Origin of the sequence: Xanthomonas cannabis (assembly GCF_040616535.1) — a bacterium.
GTDB classification, from domain to species: Bacteria; Pseudomonadota; Gammaproteobacteria; order Xanthomonadales; family Xanthomonadaceae; genus Xanthomonas; species Xanthomonas cannabis.
This window is the reverse complement of record NZ_CP136580.1, coordinates 759358-778800: the sequence shown is the minus strand read 5'-3', so window position 1 is coordinate 778800 and position 19443 is coordinate 759358. Positions and strand designations below refer to the sequence as shown.

Annotated in this window: 12 protein-coding genes; 3 read left to right on the top strand and 9 right to left on the bottom strand. The window is 67.0% G+C overall.

Translation table 11 applies throughout. The features are described 5' to 3' along the window. Positions 1-154 precede the first annotated feature (154 nt). A complete protein-coding gene (locus RZV17_RS03255; RefSeq protein WP_047697230.1) occupies positions 155-1120 on the bottom strand; it encodes a YafY family protein in 966 nt (321 codons plus the stop codon). A gap of 377 nt (positions 1121-1497) precedes the next feature. On the opposite strand from RZV17_RS03255, the gene RZV17_RS03250 reads away from it, so the two are divergent. Further along, positions 1498-2298 carry a YdiY family protein gene (locus tag RZV17_RS03250; RefSeq protein WP_039415146.1) on the top strand — a complete coding sequence of 267 codons (801 nt, stop codon included), beginning with the start codon at positions 1498-1500 and terminating at the stop codon, positions 2296-2298. 680 nt (positions 2299-2978) lie between these two features. Here RZV17_RS03250 and hemC read toward each other — a convergent pair. From hemC to RZV17_RS03210, 8 genes are all read right to left on the bottom strand, one after another. Then, complete coding sequence (hemC, locus tag RZV17_RS03245) at positions 2979-3893, bottom strand: hydroxymethylbilane synthase (RefSeq protein WP_184369346.1); 915 nt, start codon at positions 3891-3893, stop codon at positions 2979-2981. Positions 3894-4370: 477 nt separating this feature from the next. After that, positions 4371-5102: a LytTR family DNA-binding domain-containing protein gene (locus RZV17_RS03240; protein ID WP_184389786.1), complete on the bottom strand. Its 732-nt coding sequence runs from the start codon at positions 5100-5102 to the stop codon at positions 4371-4373. Positions 5103-5132: 30 nt separating this feature from the next. Continuing rightward, positions 5133-6185, bottom strand: a complete 1053-nt coding sequence (locus RZV17_RS03235) for a sensor histidine kinase (RefSeq protein WP_104579175.1) — start codon at positions 6183-6185, stop codon at positions 5133-5135. A gap of 4 nt (positions 6186-6189) precedes the next feature. Next, positions 6190-6858, bottom strand: coding sequence for an alpha/beta hydrolase (locus RZV17_RS03230; RefSeq protein WP_355607196.1), 669 nt, complete (start codon positions 6856-6858; stop codon positions 6190-6192). Positions 6859-7028: 170 nt separating this feature from the next. Beyond that, positions 7029-8966: a glucans biosynthesis glucosyltransferase MdoH gene (mdoH, locus tag RZV17_RS03225; RefSeq protein WP_355607193.1), complete on the bottom strand. Its 1938-nt coding sequence runs from the start codon at positions 8964-8966 to the stop codon at positions 7029-7031. Between the two features lie 1766 nt (positions 8967-10732). After that, positions 10733-12382, bottom strand: a complete 1650-nt coding sequence (locus RZV17_RS03220) for a M28 family metallopeptidase (RefSeq protein ID WP_179453613.1) — start codon at positions 12380-12382, stop codon at positions 10733-10735. Positions 12383-12538: 156 nt separating this feature from the next. After that, positions 12539-13516: a GGDEF domain-containing protein gene (locus tag RZV17_RS03215; protein ID WP_047697241.1), complete on the bottom strand. Its 978-nt coding sequence runs from the start codon at positions 13514-13516 to the stop codon at positions 12539-12541. 242 nt (positions 13517-13758) lie between these two features. Then, complete coding sequence (locus RZV17_RS03210) at positions 13759-15246, bottom strand: SulP family inorganic anion transporter (protein ID WP_166778449.1); 1488 nt, start codon at positions 15244-15246, stop codon at positions 13759-13761. Positions 15247-15455: 209 nt separating this feature from the next. Here RZV17_RS03210 and RZV17_RS03205 point away from each other — a divergent pair, with 209 nt between their 5' ends. Both RZV17_RS03205 and RZV17_RS03200 read left to right on the top strand, forming a co-directional pair. Continuing rightward, entirely contained in the window at positions 15456-16898 is a 1443-nt protein-coding gene (locus tag RZV17_RS03205; protein WP_355607188.1) for a cellulase family glycosylhydrolase, read from the top strand. Positions 16899-17292: 394 nt separating this feature from the next. Next, positions 17293-19425 (top strand): methyl-accepting chemotaxis protein, encoded by a 2133-nt coding sequence (locus RZV17_RS03200; RefSeq protein ID WP_355609147.1) that lies wholly within the window; start codon positions 17293-17295, stop codon positions 19423-19425. The last annotated feature ends 18 nt before the right edge of the window (positions 19426-19443 follow it).

Genomic DNA, 19443 nt, shown 5'->3' with positions numbered 1-19443 from the left:
CGCACAGTGGCGGAGGCACCGGCTACCGGCGCCGCGCGCGGGCGCACCCGTCAGCAGCGTGCCTGCGTTGAAGAGATGGCCCGTGACCCTGGATGTCGCTAGCGGGCCGCCCAACAGGTGCACAAAATACCTGCGCAGAGGCGGCCCCTCTGGCTCAGTCGTAGTTGCTCAATGCCAGCGACAGCAGCGCCTTGGCCTGCTCGCGCAGTGAGATCGGCTCGACGATTTCTGCGTCCGAGCCGTAGTGCAGCACGTCCATCAGCAGTTCGCGCGAATTGCTGTACGGCAATCTGAGCTCGTAGCGGCCATCGGGCATGAAACGGCCCTGCTGCTTGGAATGCCAGTGCTCGTCGGCCACCCAGCGCGCGGCCTTGGCGCTGAACACGATGGTCGCCCAGCCCTTGGGCGCACCCGAGAAGATGCCGTAACTGGCCGCGAGCTGCTCATCGAGCTCGCTGTCGGGCACATCGCGCGGCGCGGCGTCGAGCAGGCGCGCGTGGTTGATGCGGTCCACCGCGAAGCTGCGCACGCCGTCGCGGCCGTGGTCCCAGGCATCCAGGTACCAGTTGTCGCGGTAATGGGTGATGCGCTGCGGCGACACGGTGCGCTTGGTCGACTCGTCGGTAGAGCGCGCGCGGTAATCGAAGCTCAGCTGCTTGCGCTCCAGCACGCCGGAAGCCACCGTGCGGAAGCTGGCTTCGTCCAGCTTGCGGCCGCGGTGCGGAATTACCCGCACCCGATCCACCGGCCACTGCGATACACCCGCCTGGGCGGCCAGCAGGCCTTCGATGCGCTGCTGCAACGGCGCCAGCATCGAGGACAACACCCCGCCACCGGTGCGTGCGAGCAACTGCTGCGAGGCCAGCAGCGCGTGCAGCTCTTCCGAGCTCAGCCACAGGCCAGGCAGTTCGAACCGATCGCTCTCGCCGGACAGATACCGGAAGCCCGATTCGCCATCGCCTTCCACCGGCGCCATCAGCGCATCGCGCAGAAACGCCAGGTCGCGGTACACGGTGGCACGGGAACAGCTCAGCTCATCCTGCAGCCGCGCCACCGTGACCGGGTAGCGCGCCGATTTGAGCAAGCGATGCAGGGAGTTGATGCGTTCATAGCGGTCCATGCGCCGATTATGTCCGAGTCTTCGCGCGACGGGGTGAGCGTGGCGCCTGCGCCGTGGTGCGGCGGGTGCCCACAGGCGCGTGGTGTGCTGGAAGCGCTGCCGGCAGACGCGCTTCCGGGCGGCTGGCGTGCGACCTCGGTGGCAGCGCAATCCATCCATGGCCCGGTGCCAGGGATCCAGGCACAGACCGCGGGCGCGGTGGTGGATTCCAGCAGCGCTGCGGCAACCAAACCCCGGTGCCGAGCTCAAGCGGAACGGTCGGCATCAGCATCCCAACCGCCAATGAAGCGTGGCGTTCACCCGGTTATGACGGACCGCACAGTCCGTTATCATGAAATCGCTTCCACCCTCCTGCCCTGCCCTCAAGCGAGCCGCCCATGTCCCGCCGTGCCCCGTTGTCTGCCTTGCTGCCGTTGTTGTTGATCACGCCCGCCGTCTGGGCCCAGGCAGTTGCACCAACGCCGGTGGACCCCGCCGCGGCGGTGATGCCATCGCCCTGGGGCGGCAGCAGTGGCGAGCTTGGCTACGCCGCCGCGCATGGCAACAGCACCACCGACAGCCTGAACGGTCGCATCCGCCTGCGCTATACCGACGGCGACTGGATCCACAGCCTGGATGCCACCGCGCTGCGTTCGAGCTCGGAATACACCAACACCAATGACGACGGCAGCACCACGCGCGAGCGCCAGACCACCGCCGAGCGTTACACCGGCAGCGCCGGCAGCGCATTGCAGCTGGGCGAACACCGCCAGCTCACCGCCACCGGCCGCTATGAACACGACGACTTCGCCACCTACGATCGCCTGGCCACCTTCGGTATCGGCTACGGCACACGCCTGATCAACGCCGACCGGTTCTATCTGGACGCGCAGGTGGGCCCGGGTATCCGCCGCGCGCACAACAGCGACGAGGACCGCAACGAGACCGGCCTGATCGGGCGCGGGCTGTTCGACCTGAAGTACACCGTCACCGACAACACCGACCTGATCAACACGCTGCTGGTGGAATCGGGCGAATACAACACGTATGCGCAGAACGACTTCGGCGTGCAGGTGAGCATGAACTCGCATTTCGCGCTGAAGGCGGCCTGGCAGATGCGCCACAACAGCGAGGTCAGCGATGGCGACAAGAAGACCGACACGCTGACCACGGTCAACCTGGTCTATACGTTCAAGTAAACAGCGCCGCATATGTAGGAGCGGACCTGGCCGCGAAGGGCTTTCCCGGTGAAGCCCTCGCGGCCAAGGCCGCTCCTACGAAGAGCGGCGCCCCGCCGGATAGGCCTGCCCGAGGCGGCGGTCGACCGGTCCCACGTTCGAATCCGCAACTGCGCCTGTAGGAGCGGACCTGGCCGCGAGGGCTTTCCCGGTGAAGCCTCTCGCGGCCAAGGCCGCTCCTACGAAGAGCGGCGCCCTGCCGGATAGGCCTGGCCGAGGCGGCGGTCGATCGGTCCCACGTTCGAATCCGCAACTGCGCCCTGTAGGAGCGGACCTGGCCGCGAGGGCTTCCCCGGTGAAGCCTCTCGCGGCCAAGGCCGCTCCTACAAAGAGCGGCGCCCTGCCGGATAGGCCTGGCCGAGGCGGCGGTCGATCGGTCCCACGTTCGAATCCGCAACTGCGCCCTGTAGGAGCGGACCTGGCCGCGAGGGGCTTTCCCGGTGAAGCCTCTCGCGGCCAGGGCCGCTCCTACGAAGAGCGGCGCCCTGCCGGATAGGCCTGGCCGAGGCGGCGGTCGATCGGTCCCACGTTCAAATCCGCAACTGCGCCCTGTAGGAGCGGCCCTGGCCGCGCGGGCTTTACCGGGAAAGCCCTCGCGGCCAGGGCCGCTCCTACGAGGCAGATGTCTGTTCCGGGCCGGGTCAGAGCTCGGCCAGCAGCTGCGCGGCACCCTTGTCGAACAGGCCCTGCGCGACGCGGCGGCCCAGGTCTTCGGTGTCTGCGGCGCTGCCATGGGCCTCGGCGTGGATCAGGCGTCCGTCGCTGGCGCTGCCGACCATGCCCTGCAGGTACAGGCCCTCGCCTTCCCAGCGCGCGAATGCAGCCACCGGGACGTGGCAGCTGCCGTGCAGCGCACGGTTCATTGCGCGCTCGGCTTCCACGCAGACGCGAGTGGCGGGCGCGTCCAGCACCGCCAGCAGACGGTGGACACGTGCATCGTCGCCACGGCACTCCACCGCCACTGCGCCCTGCGCCGGAGCCGGCAACCACTCCGGCGCGTCCAATCGCGCACTGATGCGCGCATCCAGACCCAGCCGCTGCAGGCCGGCACAGGCCAGCACGATGGCGTCGTAGCCGCCGTTATCCAGCTTGGCCAGACGCGTATTGACGTTGCCGCGCAGGTCGATCAGCTCAAGATCCGGGCGCGCGGCGCGCAGCTGCGCCTGACGACGCAGCGACGAGGTGCCCACGCGTGCGCCCAGCGGCAAGGCCTGCAGGCTGGCGTAGAGGTTGGACACCAGCGCATCGGCGGCATCACCGCGGCCCAGGATCGCGGGCAGCACGAACGGCGCGTCCAGCTCCATCGGCACGTCCTTGAGCGAATGCACCGCGCAGTCGGCCTCGCCGCGCAGCATGGCCAGCTCCAGCTCCTTCAGGAACAGGCCCTTGCCGCCGATCGCCGCCAGCGAGCGGTCCAGCACCTCGTCGCCGCGGGTGCTCATCGGCACCAGCACGACCTCCAGGCCGGGATGGTGCTGGCGCAGCGCGGCGGCGACGTGTTCGCTCTGCCATAAGGCGAGCGGGCTCTTGCGGGTGGCGATGCGGAGCGTGGTCATCCGCCCATTATCGCGGAGCCGGCGCGTAACTCATACACACCCCGCAACAGGAAGGCTGAGGCGACGGCAGGGCCGTCAGCGCGCGGCGCCGCAGGCTGGCGCCAGCCTGCGGCACATGGGAGTGATCAGCGCTGTAAGCGGTGCAACCGATGACGCCCGAGACCGCGGAGCAGGTTCCAGCGGTGGCAGCGTCATCTTTCGGCGAAGGACTTGCTCGTCCGGCGTCAGCGGCGCGGCGGAGGCGCACACGCCGTGTCTGGGCATGCGCTCCGCTCCACCCGGCCCACGGCGATTTGCCTGCTCTGGCGCAGTCGTTCGTGCAGGCTGGCTACGCTGCGTCGCGGCACTTCCAGCGGCTGGGCCACGTTGCGCTACACCGCGTGCGCCGGCGATTACTGCTACGGCACAGCTCCACCCGCCATTGCCCGCTGCTCCGTGCCGTGCGCCGCTCCACTCGGCCACGGCGATCCACCTGCTCTAGCGCAGTTGTTCGCGCAGGCTGGCCACGCAACGGCGGCTCACTTCCAGCGGCTGCGGCACGTTGCGCAGCACTGCGTGCACCTGGCCATCGCTGCTGCGGCGCAGTTCCACCAGTTCATCGCGGGCGACCAGGCAGTTGCGATGGATGCGCACCAGACGGTCGGCAAATTCGTCCTCCAGTGACTTGAGCGACTCTTCGATCAGGTCTTCGCCCCGGGTGTGATGGACGATGACGTACTTTTCCTCGGCCTGCAGGTAACGGATATCGCCGATGGGGATCAACCGCAGGCTGCCGCGCAGACGGGCGCACAGATGCGTGCGCAGCGGGGCCTGCGCGACGCTGGGCGCGCGGCCGGCCAGGAAGGTGGCCACCTTTTCCAGCGCAGACGCCAGGCGTTCCGGGCGCACCGGTTTCATCAGGTAATCCAGCGCGGCTGCATCGAATGCCGACAACGCATGCTGGTCGTAGGCGGTGCAGAACACCACCGCCGGGGGCGGCTGGCGTTGCCGCAGCAGGCGGGCGGTTTCCAGCCCGTCCACCCCGGGCATGGCGATATCCAGCAGCACCAGATCCGGGTGCAGGTGTTCGCACTGCTGCAGCACCTGCGCGCCGTTTTCGGCCTCGCCGATCACCTCGACCTGCGGATGCTCGGCCAGCAGCATGCGCAGGCGCTCGCGCGCCAGTGGCTCGTCATCGGCGATCAGCACCCGCACTTGCGTGGCCGTCATGGGCTCCCCCTCGCTGCAGTGACTTTCCCCTCACGGCAGCGGCAATGTGATCTCGCAGGCATAGTAGCCTTCAGTCCAGCTGGCCGCCATCCGTGCCCCGGCCCCGAACTGGAACGCCAGCCGGTGCGAGATGCTGGCCTGGGCGTGCCCGGCACCGGCCAGCAGCGGCAACTGGGTGCCCGGTTGCGGGGCGGGGTTGACGATGCGGATCTGCAGCTGGTTGCCGCGCTGGCGCAACGACAGGTACAGCGTACCGCCCTCGGGCATGCGCGACACGCCATGCAGCACTGCGTTTTCGACCAATGGCTGCAGCACCAGGCGCGGCATCGGCAGTTCCCAGGGCAATGGCTCCTGGCGGTGCCAGCGCACCTGCAGGCGCTCGCCCAGGCGCAGCGATTCGATCGCCAGATAACGTTCGGCCAGTTCGCATTCGGCGCGCAGGGTGGACAGGCCCTCGCCGGCCCCCAGCGCGGCGCGGAACAGGTCCGACAGGTCCAGCACGGCCTGCTCGGCCACCACCGGGTCACGCCGCAGCAGGCTGGCGATGAGATTCATGCTGTTGAACAAAAAATGCGGCCGAATGCGCGCCTGCAGGGCATCGGCCTCGGCGCGCGCGTTGGCCTGCACCTGCGCCTCCCAGCGGTCGCTGACGTAGAAATAGCGCAGCGCCAGCGCGGTGATCAGCACCACCGTGGCGGCACTGCCCAGGGTGAACCGCCAGAAGCCGACCAGGCGGCCAAGCGGGGCCTGGTCCAGCACCGCGTACAGGCCGTGCACGATCCCGGCACCGAGCATCGCCACAACTGCGGCGATCGACAGCGCGGCCAGCCCGCCCAGCCTGGGCGGCAAGCGCGACAGCCAGGGCCGCAACACGCACAGCAGCACGCTGACCGCCAGGGCCAGCCACAGCGCCAGACCACTGGCCGAGACGAAGCGCGACAGGGTGATACCGCGCGCGGCGCCGGCGTCGGGCACCAGGGTCACCACCAGCACCACCAGTTCGGCCAGGCCCAGCATCGCGCCCAGCCGTGGCAGCCGGCACAGGTCCGGCATCCAGGTAATCTGCGGCGCGCCGGTGGCCATGGGCTCAGGCGGCGGTGAAGCGCGCCTGCATCCAGTCGCGCAGGGCCTCGATCTCTTCCAGGCAGACCTGATGCCCCGTCGGATAGGTCTGCCACTCCAGTGCGAAGCCCAGCGTGCGCAGGGCCTGCATGCTGGCCTGGCCGGCCGCGAACGGCACCACCGGGTCGGCCGTGCCATGGGCCATGAACAGCGGTTGGCGTAGGGCCGCCGGCTGCAACTGGCTGGCGGCTGCGGCCGGATCCGGAAGATAGGTGGACAGGGCGATCAGCCCGGCCAGCGGCACGCTGCGCTGCAAGCCAACGGCCAGGGTCACCGCACCGCCTTGCGAAAAGCCGGCCAGCAGGATGCGCTCAGGCGCGATGCCGCGGCTCTGCTCATGGGCTATCAGGGCGTCGACCTGGGCCACCGACTCGGCAATGCCGGCCTTGTCGGCGCGCTGGGCGAAATCCATGCCGACGATGTCGTACCAGCCGCGCATGCGCACGCCGTTGTTGATGGTGATCGGGCGGATCGGCGCATGCGGGAACACGAAGCGCAGCGCCGGCCACTGCGGGCGCACCAGCTCCGGCACCATCGGGGCGAAGTCGCTGCCATCGGCGCCCAGCCCGTGCAGCCACAGCACGCTCCATTGCGGGTTCGGTCCGGTCTCGCGTTCGATCACTTCCAGCATCATCCAGCTCCGCTTGCGGGCTGGGCATTATGCCTTGCGCGCCGGATCGGCCCGATCACGCCAGGGCCGGACCGCCGCAGCGCAGGACCGGACGCGGGCACATGGGTCGGCAGCGATCGGCGCGCGCGCCGGGGCAGGCGCCGGTCAGCTATGGCGGATCACCCTGCGGGCACTCAGATCAGCGAAGGTTCCAGCGCGGCGGCGCGGCGCAGCTCGGACGCACGCACCAGCACCTTGGGCGGGTCGAGTTCTTCGGGGATGCAGAAAATGCCGGCGCGGCGTAGCGCCATGCCGGTGCGACGCAGCGAGGTCAGCGCCACCACCGGAATCGACAACGCCATGCCCACGATCACCGGCGCCATCCAGGCCGCCAGCGACGGCGACACCGTGTAGGCCACCGCGCCCATGAACAGGCCGAACACGGTCAGCCCGCCATAGCTTTGCAGCAAGGCCGGCCACGACAGCTTGCCGTCGTCGCGCACCTGGGCGTCCCAGCCGGAATCCTTGCCGGCCAGCACTTCGAACACGCCGCGCGACTGCAGGTACATCACCACTGGCGCCATCAAGGCAGCCAGCACGGTTTCCAGCAGGATGCTCAGCATGGCGCGGATGGCGCCGCCGCAGGCGCGCAGTTCGCGCGGGTTGAGCAGCAGGGCGATATAGCCCAGCAGCTTGGGCGCCAGCAGCACGAACATGGTGCAGACGAAGATCCAGATCGCATTGCCCTGGCTGCTGCCGTGCCAGTAGCGCGCCGGCGAGAACGGCAGGTTGCCGGCCAGATCGATGCCGCCGCCCGCCAGCGGAATGCCGATGCCGATCAGCATCAGCAGGCCCCACATCGGCGCGGTGAAATAGTGGCCGATGCCGATCAGCATGTGCATGCGGCTGATCCAGTGCAGGCCCTTGGCGCCGACCACCTTGGCATGCTGCAGGTTGCCCTGGCACCAGCGGCGGTCGCGGATCAGCAAATCGGTGAGCGTGGGCGGGCCTTCTTCATAGCTGCCCTGCAGGTACGGCACCATGTGCATGGCCCAGCCGCCACGGCGCATCAGCGCCGCTTCGACAAAGTCGTGGCTGAGCACATGCCCGCCGAACGGCTTGCGCCCGCGCAGCGAGGGCAGGCCAGCATGATCGGCGAAGGCCTGGGTGCGGATGATGGCGTTGTGGCCCCAGTAGTTGCTCTCGGCGCCATGCCACCAGGCCACGCCGAAGGCGATGATCGGCCCGTACACGCGGCCGCCGAACTGCTGCATGCGGGCGAACAGGGTCTGGCCATTGACCACGGCCGGCAGGGTCTGGATCAGGCCCACGTCCGGGTTGTTTTCCATGCCGGCAACCAGCCGCACGATGGTGTCGCCGGTCATCACGCTGTCGGCGTCCAGGATCAGCATCTGCGGGTAGCTGCCACCGAACCGGCGCACCCAGTCGGCCACGTTGCCGGCCTTGCGTGCGGCATTGTCGGCGCGGCGGCGGTAGAAGATGCGGCCGTGCCCGTCGACGCGGTCGCACAGCTCGTTGTAAACCAGTTCTTCGGCACGCCCGATGTTGTCGCGGGTGGTGTCACTGAGCACGAAGAAATCGAAGTGCTCCAGCTGGCCGGTTTCGGCCACCGATTCGTAGATGGCCTGCAGGCCGGCCAACAGGCGGCGCGGGTCTTCGTTATACGTCGGCATCAGCAGCGCGGTGCGCGAGCGCAGCGTGGGCAGCGGTTGTTCGGGGTCGATGCCGAGCTTGCGCCCGGCGCGCGCCACCACGGTGAAGAAACCGGCTACCGCGCTGGCAAACGACATCGCGATCCACGCGAACAGCAGCACGAACAGGCCGAGCAGGCAGCCTTCCAGCACGCTGATGCCGTCAGGCCACAGCACACTGAGCATCACCCACACCGCAATGGCCGTAGTGGCGAAGGTGCCGCCGATCAGATAGAAGCGGCGCACACCGATGCCCACCGGCGAGGTGCGCTGGTGGCGAACCTGCAGGCTGCCTTCGCGCAGGCTTTGCTCGGGCATCGCCAACGGCGCTTCCGGCGGCAGCGTGGGCTGGCCGGCGTCGAGGGCGGAAACGGAAGAGACTGCGGTTGGTGCGGGGGGAAGGGTCACGGTGCCGTCCATCAAGGCTGCCCGTCGCACGCTGGCGACAGTAAGGGCTGATGCGGGAGGTCCATCCCCGCAACGCGTAGCGACGTTGCTAGGTGCGCCGCATGCAGGACGTACCCGGCGGCGTGCGACCAGGTCGCGGTGTTGGCAGCTATGAAACCACTCCGATGCACAAACTCTCCTGGCGGCGACGCAACGTCGCGGCTCATCCTAAAGAATCGACCGTTAAAGGAAACGAAGGCCATTGTGCAGTCTTCGCCCCTCCCGACGAGGACCGCGCGGCAGACTACGACGTGACGACCGAACGCAACCCCAACAGATTGCAGCCTGGCACACGCGCTGTCACGAGCCGCTGGCCGGGCTGTCATACCGCAAGATTGCAAGTGGCGTGCCATTAGGCGCAATCGGTTGCAGCGACGGAGCCCTGGCGTCGAGCCGCTGGATTCGGTCAAGCTAGACGGTAAGGTGTGACTGGTCGGCTGCTTGTTGAAACACTGCGCACCGACTGCAGACACAGCGCACCGACCATCGTGACTGGTCCTTGCCCGCCCCCGTCGCCGGACCCTGTGGCGGCATGGATGCTGCCACGGAGCTACATGGATGTACTTGCAGCGTGTCCTGCGATGGTGGGCGGGCAAGGGCCCTGCAGCAAAGGCGCAGATGGTCCGCTCTGTGCCTGATCTGTCCGGATCGAGCAATCAGGCAGCGACGACTGCATCGTGCGTCTCGCGATCGCTTGGCGATCTTCAAGTCTGTCGAGGGCGCGGTGCCCTCACCGCTCGCGGGACACGCCGTGAATCCGTCCGTGGAGGCTCGGTGGCGGCATCCATGCCGCCACACGGTCCCGCAATCGGTGAGGACACCACGCTAGAAAGTTGGCTGGCGGTTTTGTTGAAAAGCAAAGACACCGCGTCGCACGGTGTGCTGGTTGCTGTTGAAATCTATGCACACCGACCAACTCGACTGGTCCTTGCCCGCCCACCGTCGCGGGACCCTTGGCGGCATGGATGCCGCCACGGAGCTACACGGATGTACTTGCAGCGTGTCCTGCGATGGTGGGCGGGCAAGGGCCCTGCAGCGAAGGCGCAGATCATCAGCTCTGCGCCTGATCTGTCCGGATCGAGCAATCAGATAGCGACGCCTGCATCGCGCGTATCGCGCTCGTTTGGCGATCTTCAAGCTTGGTCGAGGGCGCGGCGCCCTCACCGCTCGCGGGACACGCCGTGAATCCGTCCGTGGAGGCTCGGTGGCGGCATCCATGCCGCCACACGGTCCCGCAATCGGCGAGGACACCACGCCAGACAGTTGGCTGGTGGTTTTATTGCAAGCACAAGGTCACCGCATCGCCAGCCTGATCGTCGCTGGTTCGTATCCATGCGCACCGACCAACTCCACTGGTCCTTGCCCGCCCACCGTCGCAGGACCCTTGGCGGCATGGATGCCGCCAAGGAGCTACATGGATGTACTTGCGGCGTGTCCTGCGATGGTGGGCGGGCAAGGGCCCTGCAGCAAAGGCCCAGATGATCCGCTCTGCGCCTGATCTGTCCGTAGCGAGCAATCAGGTTGAGACAAAGGAATGTGCGTATCGCGAGCGTTTGGCGATCTTCAAGTCTGGTCAAGAGCCCCTGCAGCAAAGGCGCAGATGATCCACTCTGCGCCTGACCTTTCCGTACTAAGCCATCAGATCGAGACGCCTGCACTGTGCGTCTCGCGAACACCTGGCTGTCTTCACGTCTGGTAGCGGGCGGTGCCCTTGCCGCCCGCAAATTGGTGAGCGGCTGCTACTTGCGCGCCGCCTCGCTGGCATCGCGGGTGGCGCGGAACTCCGAATCGCTGCTCCAGTTCGGCCATTGACGCGAATCGGCCAGCTGCTGGCCCAGCGTGTACAGCACGCCCAGATCGCGCGCGGCACCGGCGAAGGTCCAGTCCGGCTTCCACTCGTCGCCCTGCTGGTGATAGCGCTTGGCGGTGTAGTCGTCCGATGCGGCCTTGCCTGCCGCCACGCCGCCTACTTCCCAATCCTGCCCGGCCGCATACGACAGCGCCGGCACGCCGCGCTTGGCAAACGAGAAGTGGTCGGAACGGAAGAAATACCCGGCCTGCGGCTTGGGATCGGGGGTGTAACGCAGCTTGGATTGCGCGGCCACGCGCTTGAGCTGGTCGAGCAGCTCGAGCTTGGCGGTGCCGTAGATGCCGAAATCGCGTGAGGGCACGAACGGGTTCATGCCGTCCATGTTGATCACCGCCACGGTGGTGTCCAGCGGGTACAGCGGCTTGGAGGCGTAGAACTCCGAACCCAGCAACCCCTTTTCTTCGGCAGTGACGGCCAGGAACACGACCGAGCGCTCGGGCTTTGGTCCGGTGGCGAAGCCGCGTGCCAGCTCCAGCAACGCGGCCGTGCCGCTGGCGTTGTCCAAGGCACCGTTGAAGATGGTGTCGCCGCGTGCGTCCGGCTTGCCCACGCCGATGTGGTCCCAGTGCGCGCTGTAGATCAGGGTTTCGTTCGGGCGCTTGCTGCCTTCCAGGCGCGCCACCACATTGTGCGAGGTGATCACGTCGGACTTGACCTGGTAGCTGGCGCTCAGGCGCTGGCCCTTCAGCTCGACCGGCTTGAAATCGCGCGTCTGCGCCTGCTTCTTCAAGGTGTCGAAGTCCAGCCCGGCGTGCTTGAACAGGTCGGCAGCCAGATCGCGCTGGATCCAGCCTTCCAGGGTGGGATGCGCGCTGCGCGGGTTGTCGCGCACCACATCGAACATGGTGTTGGTGTTGGAACTGGCCACCGTGTCCCAGCCATAGGAGGCCGGCGCGGTTTCGTGCACCACCAGCACGCCGAGCGCGCCCTGGCGGGCGCCTTCTTCGTACTTGTAGGTCCAGCGGCCGTAGTAGGTCATGCCGGCGCCATCGAAGGCGCCCTTGCCGGTTTCGAAATCCGGGTCGTTGATCAGCACCACCGCGATCTTGCCCTTCAGGTCCACGCCCTTGAAGTCGTCCCAGTCGCGCTCCGGCGCCTTGACGCCGTAGCCGACGAACACCAGTGGTGCGTTGGCGATGTCGACCTTGGACGAACCATCGAGCGCAGCGCGGATGGCGATCTGCTGGCCCTGGGTCAGGGTCTGCGGTTTGCCGGCATTGGCCAGCGCAATGGTCGGCGCACCGACGATATCGGCGCGCCGCAGCGGCACCGCCTGGGTCCATAGGCGCTTGCCGCCGGTGAGATCGCCGCCGGGCTGCAGGCCCGCGTCGGCAAATTGCTTGCTCAGATAGGCGATGGTCTTGTCTTCGCCGGCCGTGGCCGGGCCGCGGCCTTCATAGGCATCGGAGGCTAACTCCTTGACGTCGCGCGAGATGCGCGCGCCATCGAAGGTCGGCGCCGCCGCCATCAGTGCGGTCGAGACCGCCATTGCCAAGAGTCCTACCGCAACTCGCTTCATTGCATACCCCAGATCATCAGACAGCCCTGGAGTGTAGCCAGCCGCGGGTGCAAGCGGATGCATGCGGGCACTGCACGCTGTCGTGCCGCCGCGTATTGCCGGGGCAGCAGGACTGCCCAACGCGATTCCGCGTGCCACAGGCCCGGGCGGGCGCCGCTAGAACAGATCGACGCTGCCGGTGGGTTGGGTGGCGTGCTGAAGTTGGCCATTGCCCACCAGCTCGGCGTACACGGCCGCGCGGTTGCGGCCATGCTGCTTGGCCCAGTACAGCGCCTTGTCCGCTTCGTCCAGCGACTGGCTGATCAGACGGCCCTGGGTCAATTCCACGATGCCGGTGCTGAGCGTGACCTGGCCGACCTGCGGAAACACATGCTCGGCCACGGCCAGACGAAAGCGCTCGAACAGGCCGACCGCGCATTCGCGGTCCACGCCGCGCAACACGATCACGAACTCCTCGCCGCCAAAGCGGAACAGCAGGTCGTCCTGGCGGAACGTGCGTTGCATCAGCTGCGCGACCAGCAGCAGCACCTCGTCGCCGTACAGATGGCCAAAGGTGTCGTTGACACGCTTGAAGTGATCGATGTCCACGATACCCAGCCACACGCCCTGCTCCGTCGTGGACTGCGCCCCGGAGAACAGGCGCAGGATCACGTCGTCGAAGGTCTTGCGGTTGCGCAGGCCGGTCAGGGCATCGCGCTGTGCATCGTCGAGCAGGCTGCGGTAGTTCTGGAAGAAGCGTGCAAAGCCCTGCAGCATGGCCTGCTCGGCGGCGCCAGGCGGGCGGGCGCCGGCCACCCGCAGGCAGGTGCGGATGCCGCGTGCTTCCATCATCGGGTACACCAGCAGCGCGCGGCCGTCCTGATGCAGCTGCACGGCCTCGCCCGGGCCATGCACATCGGCCAGCTGGGAGCGCATCTGCGCATCCTTCAGCTCGGCCACCGTCAACGACAGGCGGCCGTCGTCGCGCAGCCGGGTTTCGGCCATGGTGCGGCCGTCCGGCGCGATGCGCAGCAACGACAGCTCCTCGGCCGCGCAGACCTCGCGCATGGTGCGCAGCAGGCTCAGGTCCAGCAGATCGGCATCGCGGATGGCGGTCATGTCCACCATCCGCTCCAGCAACGGCGCGTCGCTCATTGCAGCCCCCGCCGATGCGCGGACGCAGGCCGGCCGTGCCGCACGCAGCAGGCCGACCGACAACGGGAATGGCAATGCACAGGCTTCACGACAGCGACCGGCAATCTGGATGCCGGTTCATCGGCGCCCGCCAGGCAAACTTGAGACCGCTCGCCGGCCCTGCTCAGCACCGGGCCAGCCAGCCAGCACGGCACACCAGCCAGCGCATCGCACGGCGCCAAGCGGGGACTCGGCCTGTTGGCTCAGGGCAGTGCGGATTCCAGCGCGTCTTCGCCCAGTGCGTGCCGCTGCATCAGCCGCCGGCTGCCGGCATTCAGGCCTTTCACCTGCACCTCCAGGTCGTGATGGCGCAGCCGCTGCACCACCTTGTCCAGCGCCGCCACCGCCGTGATGTCCCAGAAATGCGCGCGGCCCACATCGATCACCACCGCGCGGCCGGGCACCTCGCGTGCGTCGAAGGCGTCGATGAACACATCGGCGGAAGCGAAGAACACCTGCCCGCGCACGGTGTAGGTGCGCACGCCGTCCGTGCCGTCGCTGTGGGCGATCTGCAGCAGGCCGGCCACCTTGAAGGTGAAGAACACCCCGCTCAGCACCACGCCCACCGCCACCCCGGCGGCCAGGTTGTGGGTGATCAAGGTCACCGCCACCGTGGCCAGCATCACCACGCTGGAGGTGCGCGGATGGGTGATCACGGTGCGCAGCGAGCGCCAGTCGAAGGTCTCCGCCGACACCATCACCATGATCGCCACCAGTGCCACCACCGGCACCTGCGACACCCACGGCTTGAGCAGCACCATCAGGATCAGCAGGAACACGCCGGCAAACAAGGTGGAGAGCCGGCCACGGCCGCCGTACTTCACGTTGCCCACGGTCTGCCCGATCATGCCGCAGCCGGCAATGCCGCCGAACAGGCTGGCCGCGGCGTTGGCGATGCCCAGCCCGGTGCATTCGCGGTTCTTGTTGCTGGGCGTATCGGTGAGTTCATCGACCACGCGCGCGGTCATCAGCGATTCGAGCAGGCCCACCATGGCAATGGCCAAGGCCGGCAGCGCGATGATGCGCAAGGTCTCCAGCGTCATCGGCACCGCCGGCCATTGCAGGAACGGCAGCGCGTTCGGCAACTTGCCCAGGTCGGCCACGGTCTTGAGCGGCAACTGCAGCGCGCTGCCGGCGATGGTGAGCAGCAGGATGCACAGCAGCGGCGAGGGAATCGCCGACAGCCCGGGCACGCGGAGCCGCGGCAGGCCGTAGATGATCGCAAGGCCCATGCCCAGCATCACCCACGTGGTCATGTTGGCGCCGAGCAGATGCGGCAGCTGCGCGGCAAAGATCAGTACCGCCAGCGCGTTGACGAAACCGGTACGCACCGAACTGCTGACAAAGCGCATCAGCACGCCCAGCCGCAGCACGCCGAACAGGACCTGCACCGCGCCGGCCAGCAAGCCGGCGGCCAGCAGATACGGCAGCCCATGCGCGGCCACCAGCGGCGCCGCGACCAGCGCCACCGAGCCGGCAGCAGCAGAAATCATCGCCGGGCGTCCGCCACAGAACGCAATCACGATGCCGATGACGAAGGAGGCGAACAGACCCACCTGCGGATCGACGCCCGCCACGAACGCGAACGCGATCACTTCGGGAATCAGCGCAAAGGTGGCGACCGCACCGGCCATGAGTTCGCGCGCAGGTGAGGCGCGCCATTGCGCCAGTTCGGCACGCAAAAGGGACATCGGGGACACTCCGGGGACAGAAAGGACAGCCTGCGGACAGCACGCAGCGGCAATAGTGTGCGGGAAAGCGACCGCGCCCGCAGCCTGCCTGTGACCCGTGCGCCAATGCGCCTTTCTGTGGCTGCGATCACGCCACGCGACGCTGCCGCAGACCAAGATGCCCCCCTCACCGGGCTCGGGTGTCGAGTCCGGTCATCTAGGAGACCACCATGTCCATCTTCAGGACTGCAAGTACGCTTGCACTCGCCACCGCGCTGGCCCTGGCCGCCGCACCGGCATTCAGCTATTCCATCAGCAACAACAAGATTGTCGACGACAGCGGCAAGGTGGTTCAGCTCAAGGGCGTCAACGTCTTCGGTTTCGAGACCGGCAACCATGTCATGCATGGCCTGTGGGCGCGCAACTGGAAGGACATGATCGTCCAGATGCAGGGCCTGGGCTTCAATGCGGTGCGTCTGCCGTTCTGCCCGGCTACGCTGCGCAGCGGCCAGATGCCCAGCAGCATCGACTACAGCCGCAATGCCGACCTGCAGGGCCTGACCTCGCTGCAGATCCTGGACAAGGTGATCAACGAGTTCAACGCACGCGGCATGTACGTGCTGCTGGACCACCACACCCCCGACTGCGCCGGCATCTCCGAGCTCTGGTACACCGACTCCTACACCGAAGCCCAGTGGCTGGCCGACCTGCGCTTTGTGGCCAACCGCTACAAGAACGTGCCGTACGTGCTCGGCCTGGATCTGAAGAACGAACCCCACGGCGCCGCGACCTGGGGCACCGGCAACGCCGCCACCGACTGGAACAAGGCCGCCGAGCGCGGTTCGGCTGCGGTGCTGGCCGTGGCGCCGAAGTGGATCATCGCGGTGGAAGGCATTACCGATAACCCGGTGTGCTCGACCAACGGCGGCATCTTCTGGGGTGGCAACCTGCAGCCGCTGGCCTGCACCCCGCTGAACATTCCGGCCAACCGCCTGCTGCTGGCGCCGCACGTGTACGGCCCGGACGTGTATGTGCAGTCGTACTTCAACGACAGCAACTTCCCCAACAACATGCCGGCCATCTGGGACCGCCACTTCGGCCAGTTCGCCGGCAAGTACGCGCTGCTGCTGGGCGAGTTCGGCGGCAAGTACGGCGAAGGCGATGCGCGCGACAAGGTGTGGCAGGACGCGCTGGTGAAGTACCTGCGCAGCAAGGGCATCAACGAAGGCTTCTACTGGTCGTGGAACCCCAACAGCGGCGACACCGGCGGCATCCTGCGCGATGACTGGACCACCGTGCGCCAGGACAAGATGACGCTGTTGCGGACGCTGTGGGGAACGGTGAGCACCACCACGCCAACTCCGACGCCGACTCCGACCCCCACGCCTACTCCGACACCGACGCCTACGCCGACACCAAGCGCTGGCTTCAGCACCAAGGTGACCGTGGACAGCCAGTGGAACGGTGGCTACTGCAATCGCGTGCAGGTCACCAACACCGGCACCGCCAGCGGTACCTGGGCGATCTCGCTGCCGGTCACCGGCTCCGTCAATAACGCCTGGAACGTCACCTGGTCGCAGAGTGGCACCACGCTCAAGGCCAGCGGGGTGGATTTCAACCGCACCCTGGCGGCAGGTGCGACGGCAGAATTCGGTTTCTGCGCGGCAGGTTGATCGACACGCGTTGGGCGTGCAGCTCGCGCCCAACGGTGCAGCGCAGACTGCAACAGTCTGCGCTGCGCGCGATGACGACATGCAGCGCATTCGATCGATGCATGTCGTTGTTGCAACCGCGCTGACTACAGCAGATTTCTGTAGAAACAAGGCAGGAGCGCCCTTGGGCGCGATGCAGCGTTGTCGATAACGCCGCATCGCGCCCAAGGGCGCTCCTACATGGCAGTGACGCAGAATACATCCGCACATTCCGCATCGCGCATCACCTATCGAATGTCTCGCCCAAGCAGGCGCTGCCGCAGATAGTGTTCAACACCTGCGTGCATCAGCCGCTATCCATGACATAGCGCTTCGGCGCGTTCTGGATGTCGTTGTCATGCCCGTTGTCTCCCTGTTGCGTCGTCACGTTGCCAATCTCCCGCTCACGCGCAAGTTCGTGCTGTTGTGCACGCTGTTGACGGTGGGCGTGATCCTGCTGGCGATGGCCGCCGCGCGCCTGCAGTACCTGGACCTGATCGAGGCACGCAAGCTCAGCGTCAGGACCGAGGTGGAGATGGGCCTCACCGTGATGCAGCACTACGCCGACAAGGTCAAAGCCGGCGAACTCAGCCTGGACCAGGCCAAGGAAGCGGCGCGCACCACCTTGGCGGACATGCGCACCAACGACGGCGTGGATTATTTCTTCATCGTCGACCCGCAGATGCGCATCCTGATGCATCCCAAGCGCGCCGTCGGCACCGACATGAGCGACTACAAGAGCGATGCCGGGCAATACGTGTATCGCGACATCAAGACCGCCATCGATAGCGGCGACGGCTTCAGCTATTACGACGCACCCAAGCCGGGCAAACAAGAACAGCTGCCGAAGATCAGTTACGCCAAGACCTTCCCGGCCTGGAACTGGGTCCTGGTGATGGGCGTGTATGCCGAAGACATTCAAGTGCAGGCCTGGGGATTCACGCGCACCTTGACCTTGATCGGTGGCGCATTGGTGGCGCTGGTGATCGGCCTGTGCTGGTTGATCGCCTCGGCCATGGCTGCGCCGCTGCGTGCCGCTTCGCGCACGGCGGAAGCGATTGCCTCGGGCCGCTTCGACAACGACATCCGCGTTGAATCGCGCGATGAAACCGGCCAGCTGATGCACAGCATGCAGCAGATGCAGAACCAGCTGCAGCGCTTCAACGATGAGATGCAGACCATGATCCGGCTGCAGCAGGGCGAGAACATCGCGCACCGCATTCCGGAGGATTTCCCCGGCGATTACGGCACGCTGGCGCACGGCGTGAACACGGTGGTGTTCGAACATCTGGATGCCATCAATGAAGCGATGGACGTGATGAGCGAGTACGGCCGCGGCGACCTGCGCCGCGACATGCGTCGCCTGCCCGGCCAGCGCGCCGCACTGCATCAAGCGCTGGATACCGTCAAAGACAATCTGTCCGCCATCAATGGCGATATCGCACGCCTGGCCGATGCGGCCGCGCGCGGCGATTTCTCTGCACGGGGCGATCAATCGCGCTACCAGTTTGCGTTTGCGGAAATGGTGCAGGCCTTGAACCGGCTGATGCAGCAGGCCGACGCGGGGCTGGACGATGTGGGCCGCATCATGGCCGCCATCGCCGACGGCGATCTGTCGCAACGCGTGGAGTCGCATTACGAGGGCGCGTTCGGGCGTCTGGCCAATGCGGCCAACCGCACCGCCATTCAATTGACCGGCATCGTGCAGGGCATCCAGCATTCGGCCGAAATGATCAACACCGCGGCAGGCGAGATCGCCAGCGGCAATGCCGACCTGTCCACGCGCACCGAACACCAGGCTGCAAACCTGGAAGAAACCGCCGCCTCGATGGAAGAACTCACCTCCACCGTGCGCCAGAACGCGGACAACGCACGCCAGGCCAATCAGCTGGTCAAGGGCACCGGCGAGGTGGCCGAAAGCGGTGGCCGCGTGGTGCAGGAAGTGGTGAGCACCATGCAGGCGATCACGCAATCGTCGGCCCGCATTTCCGACATCATCGGGGTGATCGACGGCATCGCCTTCCAGACCAATATCCTGGCGTTGAATGCGGCCGTGGAAGCGGCGCGCGCGGGCGAACAAGGCCGCGGCTTTGCCGTGGTGGCCACCGAAGTGCGCGCCCTGGCGCAGCGCTCGGCCGGTGCCGCCAAGGAGATCAAACAGCTGATTTCCGATTCGGTGGACAAAGTGGCGCAAGGCTCGAGCCTGGTGCAACAGGCCGGCAGTACCATGACCGAGGTGGTCAGCTCGGTGAAGCGCGTCACCGACATCATGGCCGAGATCACCGCCGCCAGTACCGAACAAAGCGCCGGCATCGAACAGGTCAGCACCACGGTGATGCAGCTGGACGAAATGACCCAGCAAAACGCCGCCCTGGTTGAAGAAGCCACCGCGGCAGCGCGCAGCATGGAAGACCAGGCGGCGGATCTGACCCGTGCGGTGGCGGTGTTCCGGTTGGTGCCGGCGCAGCCTGGGTCGACGCAGCGCCACGGCGCCGCTCAGGCAGCGTAGAACGGGCGACTGCCATCA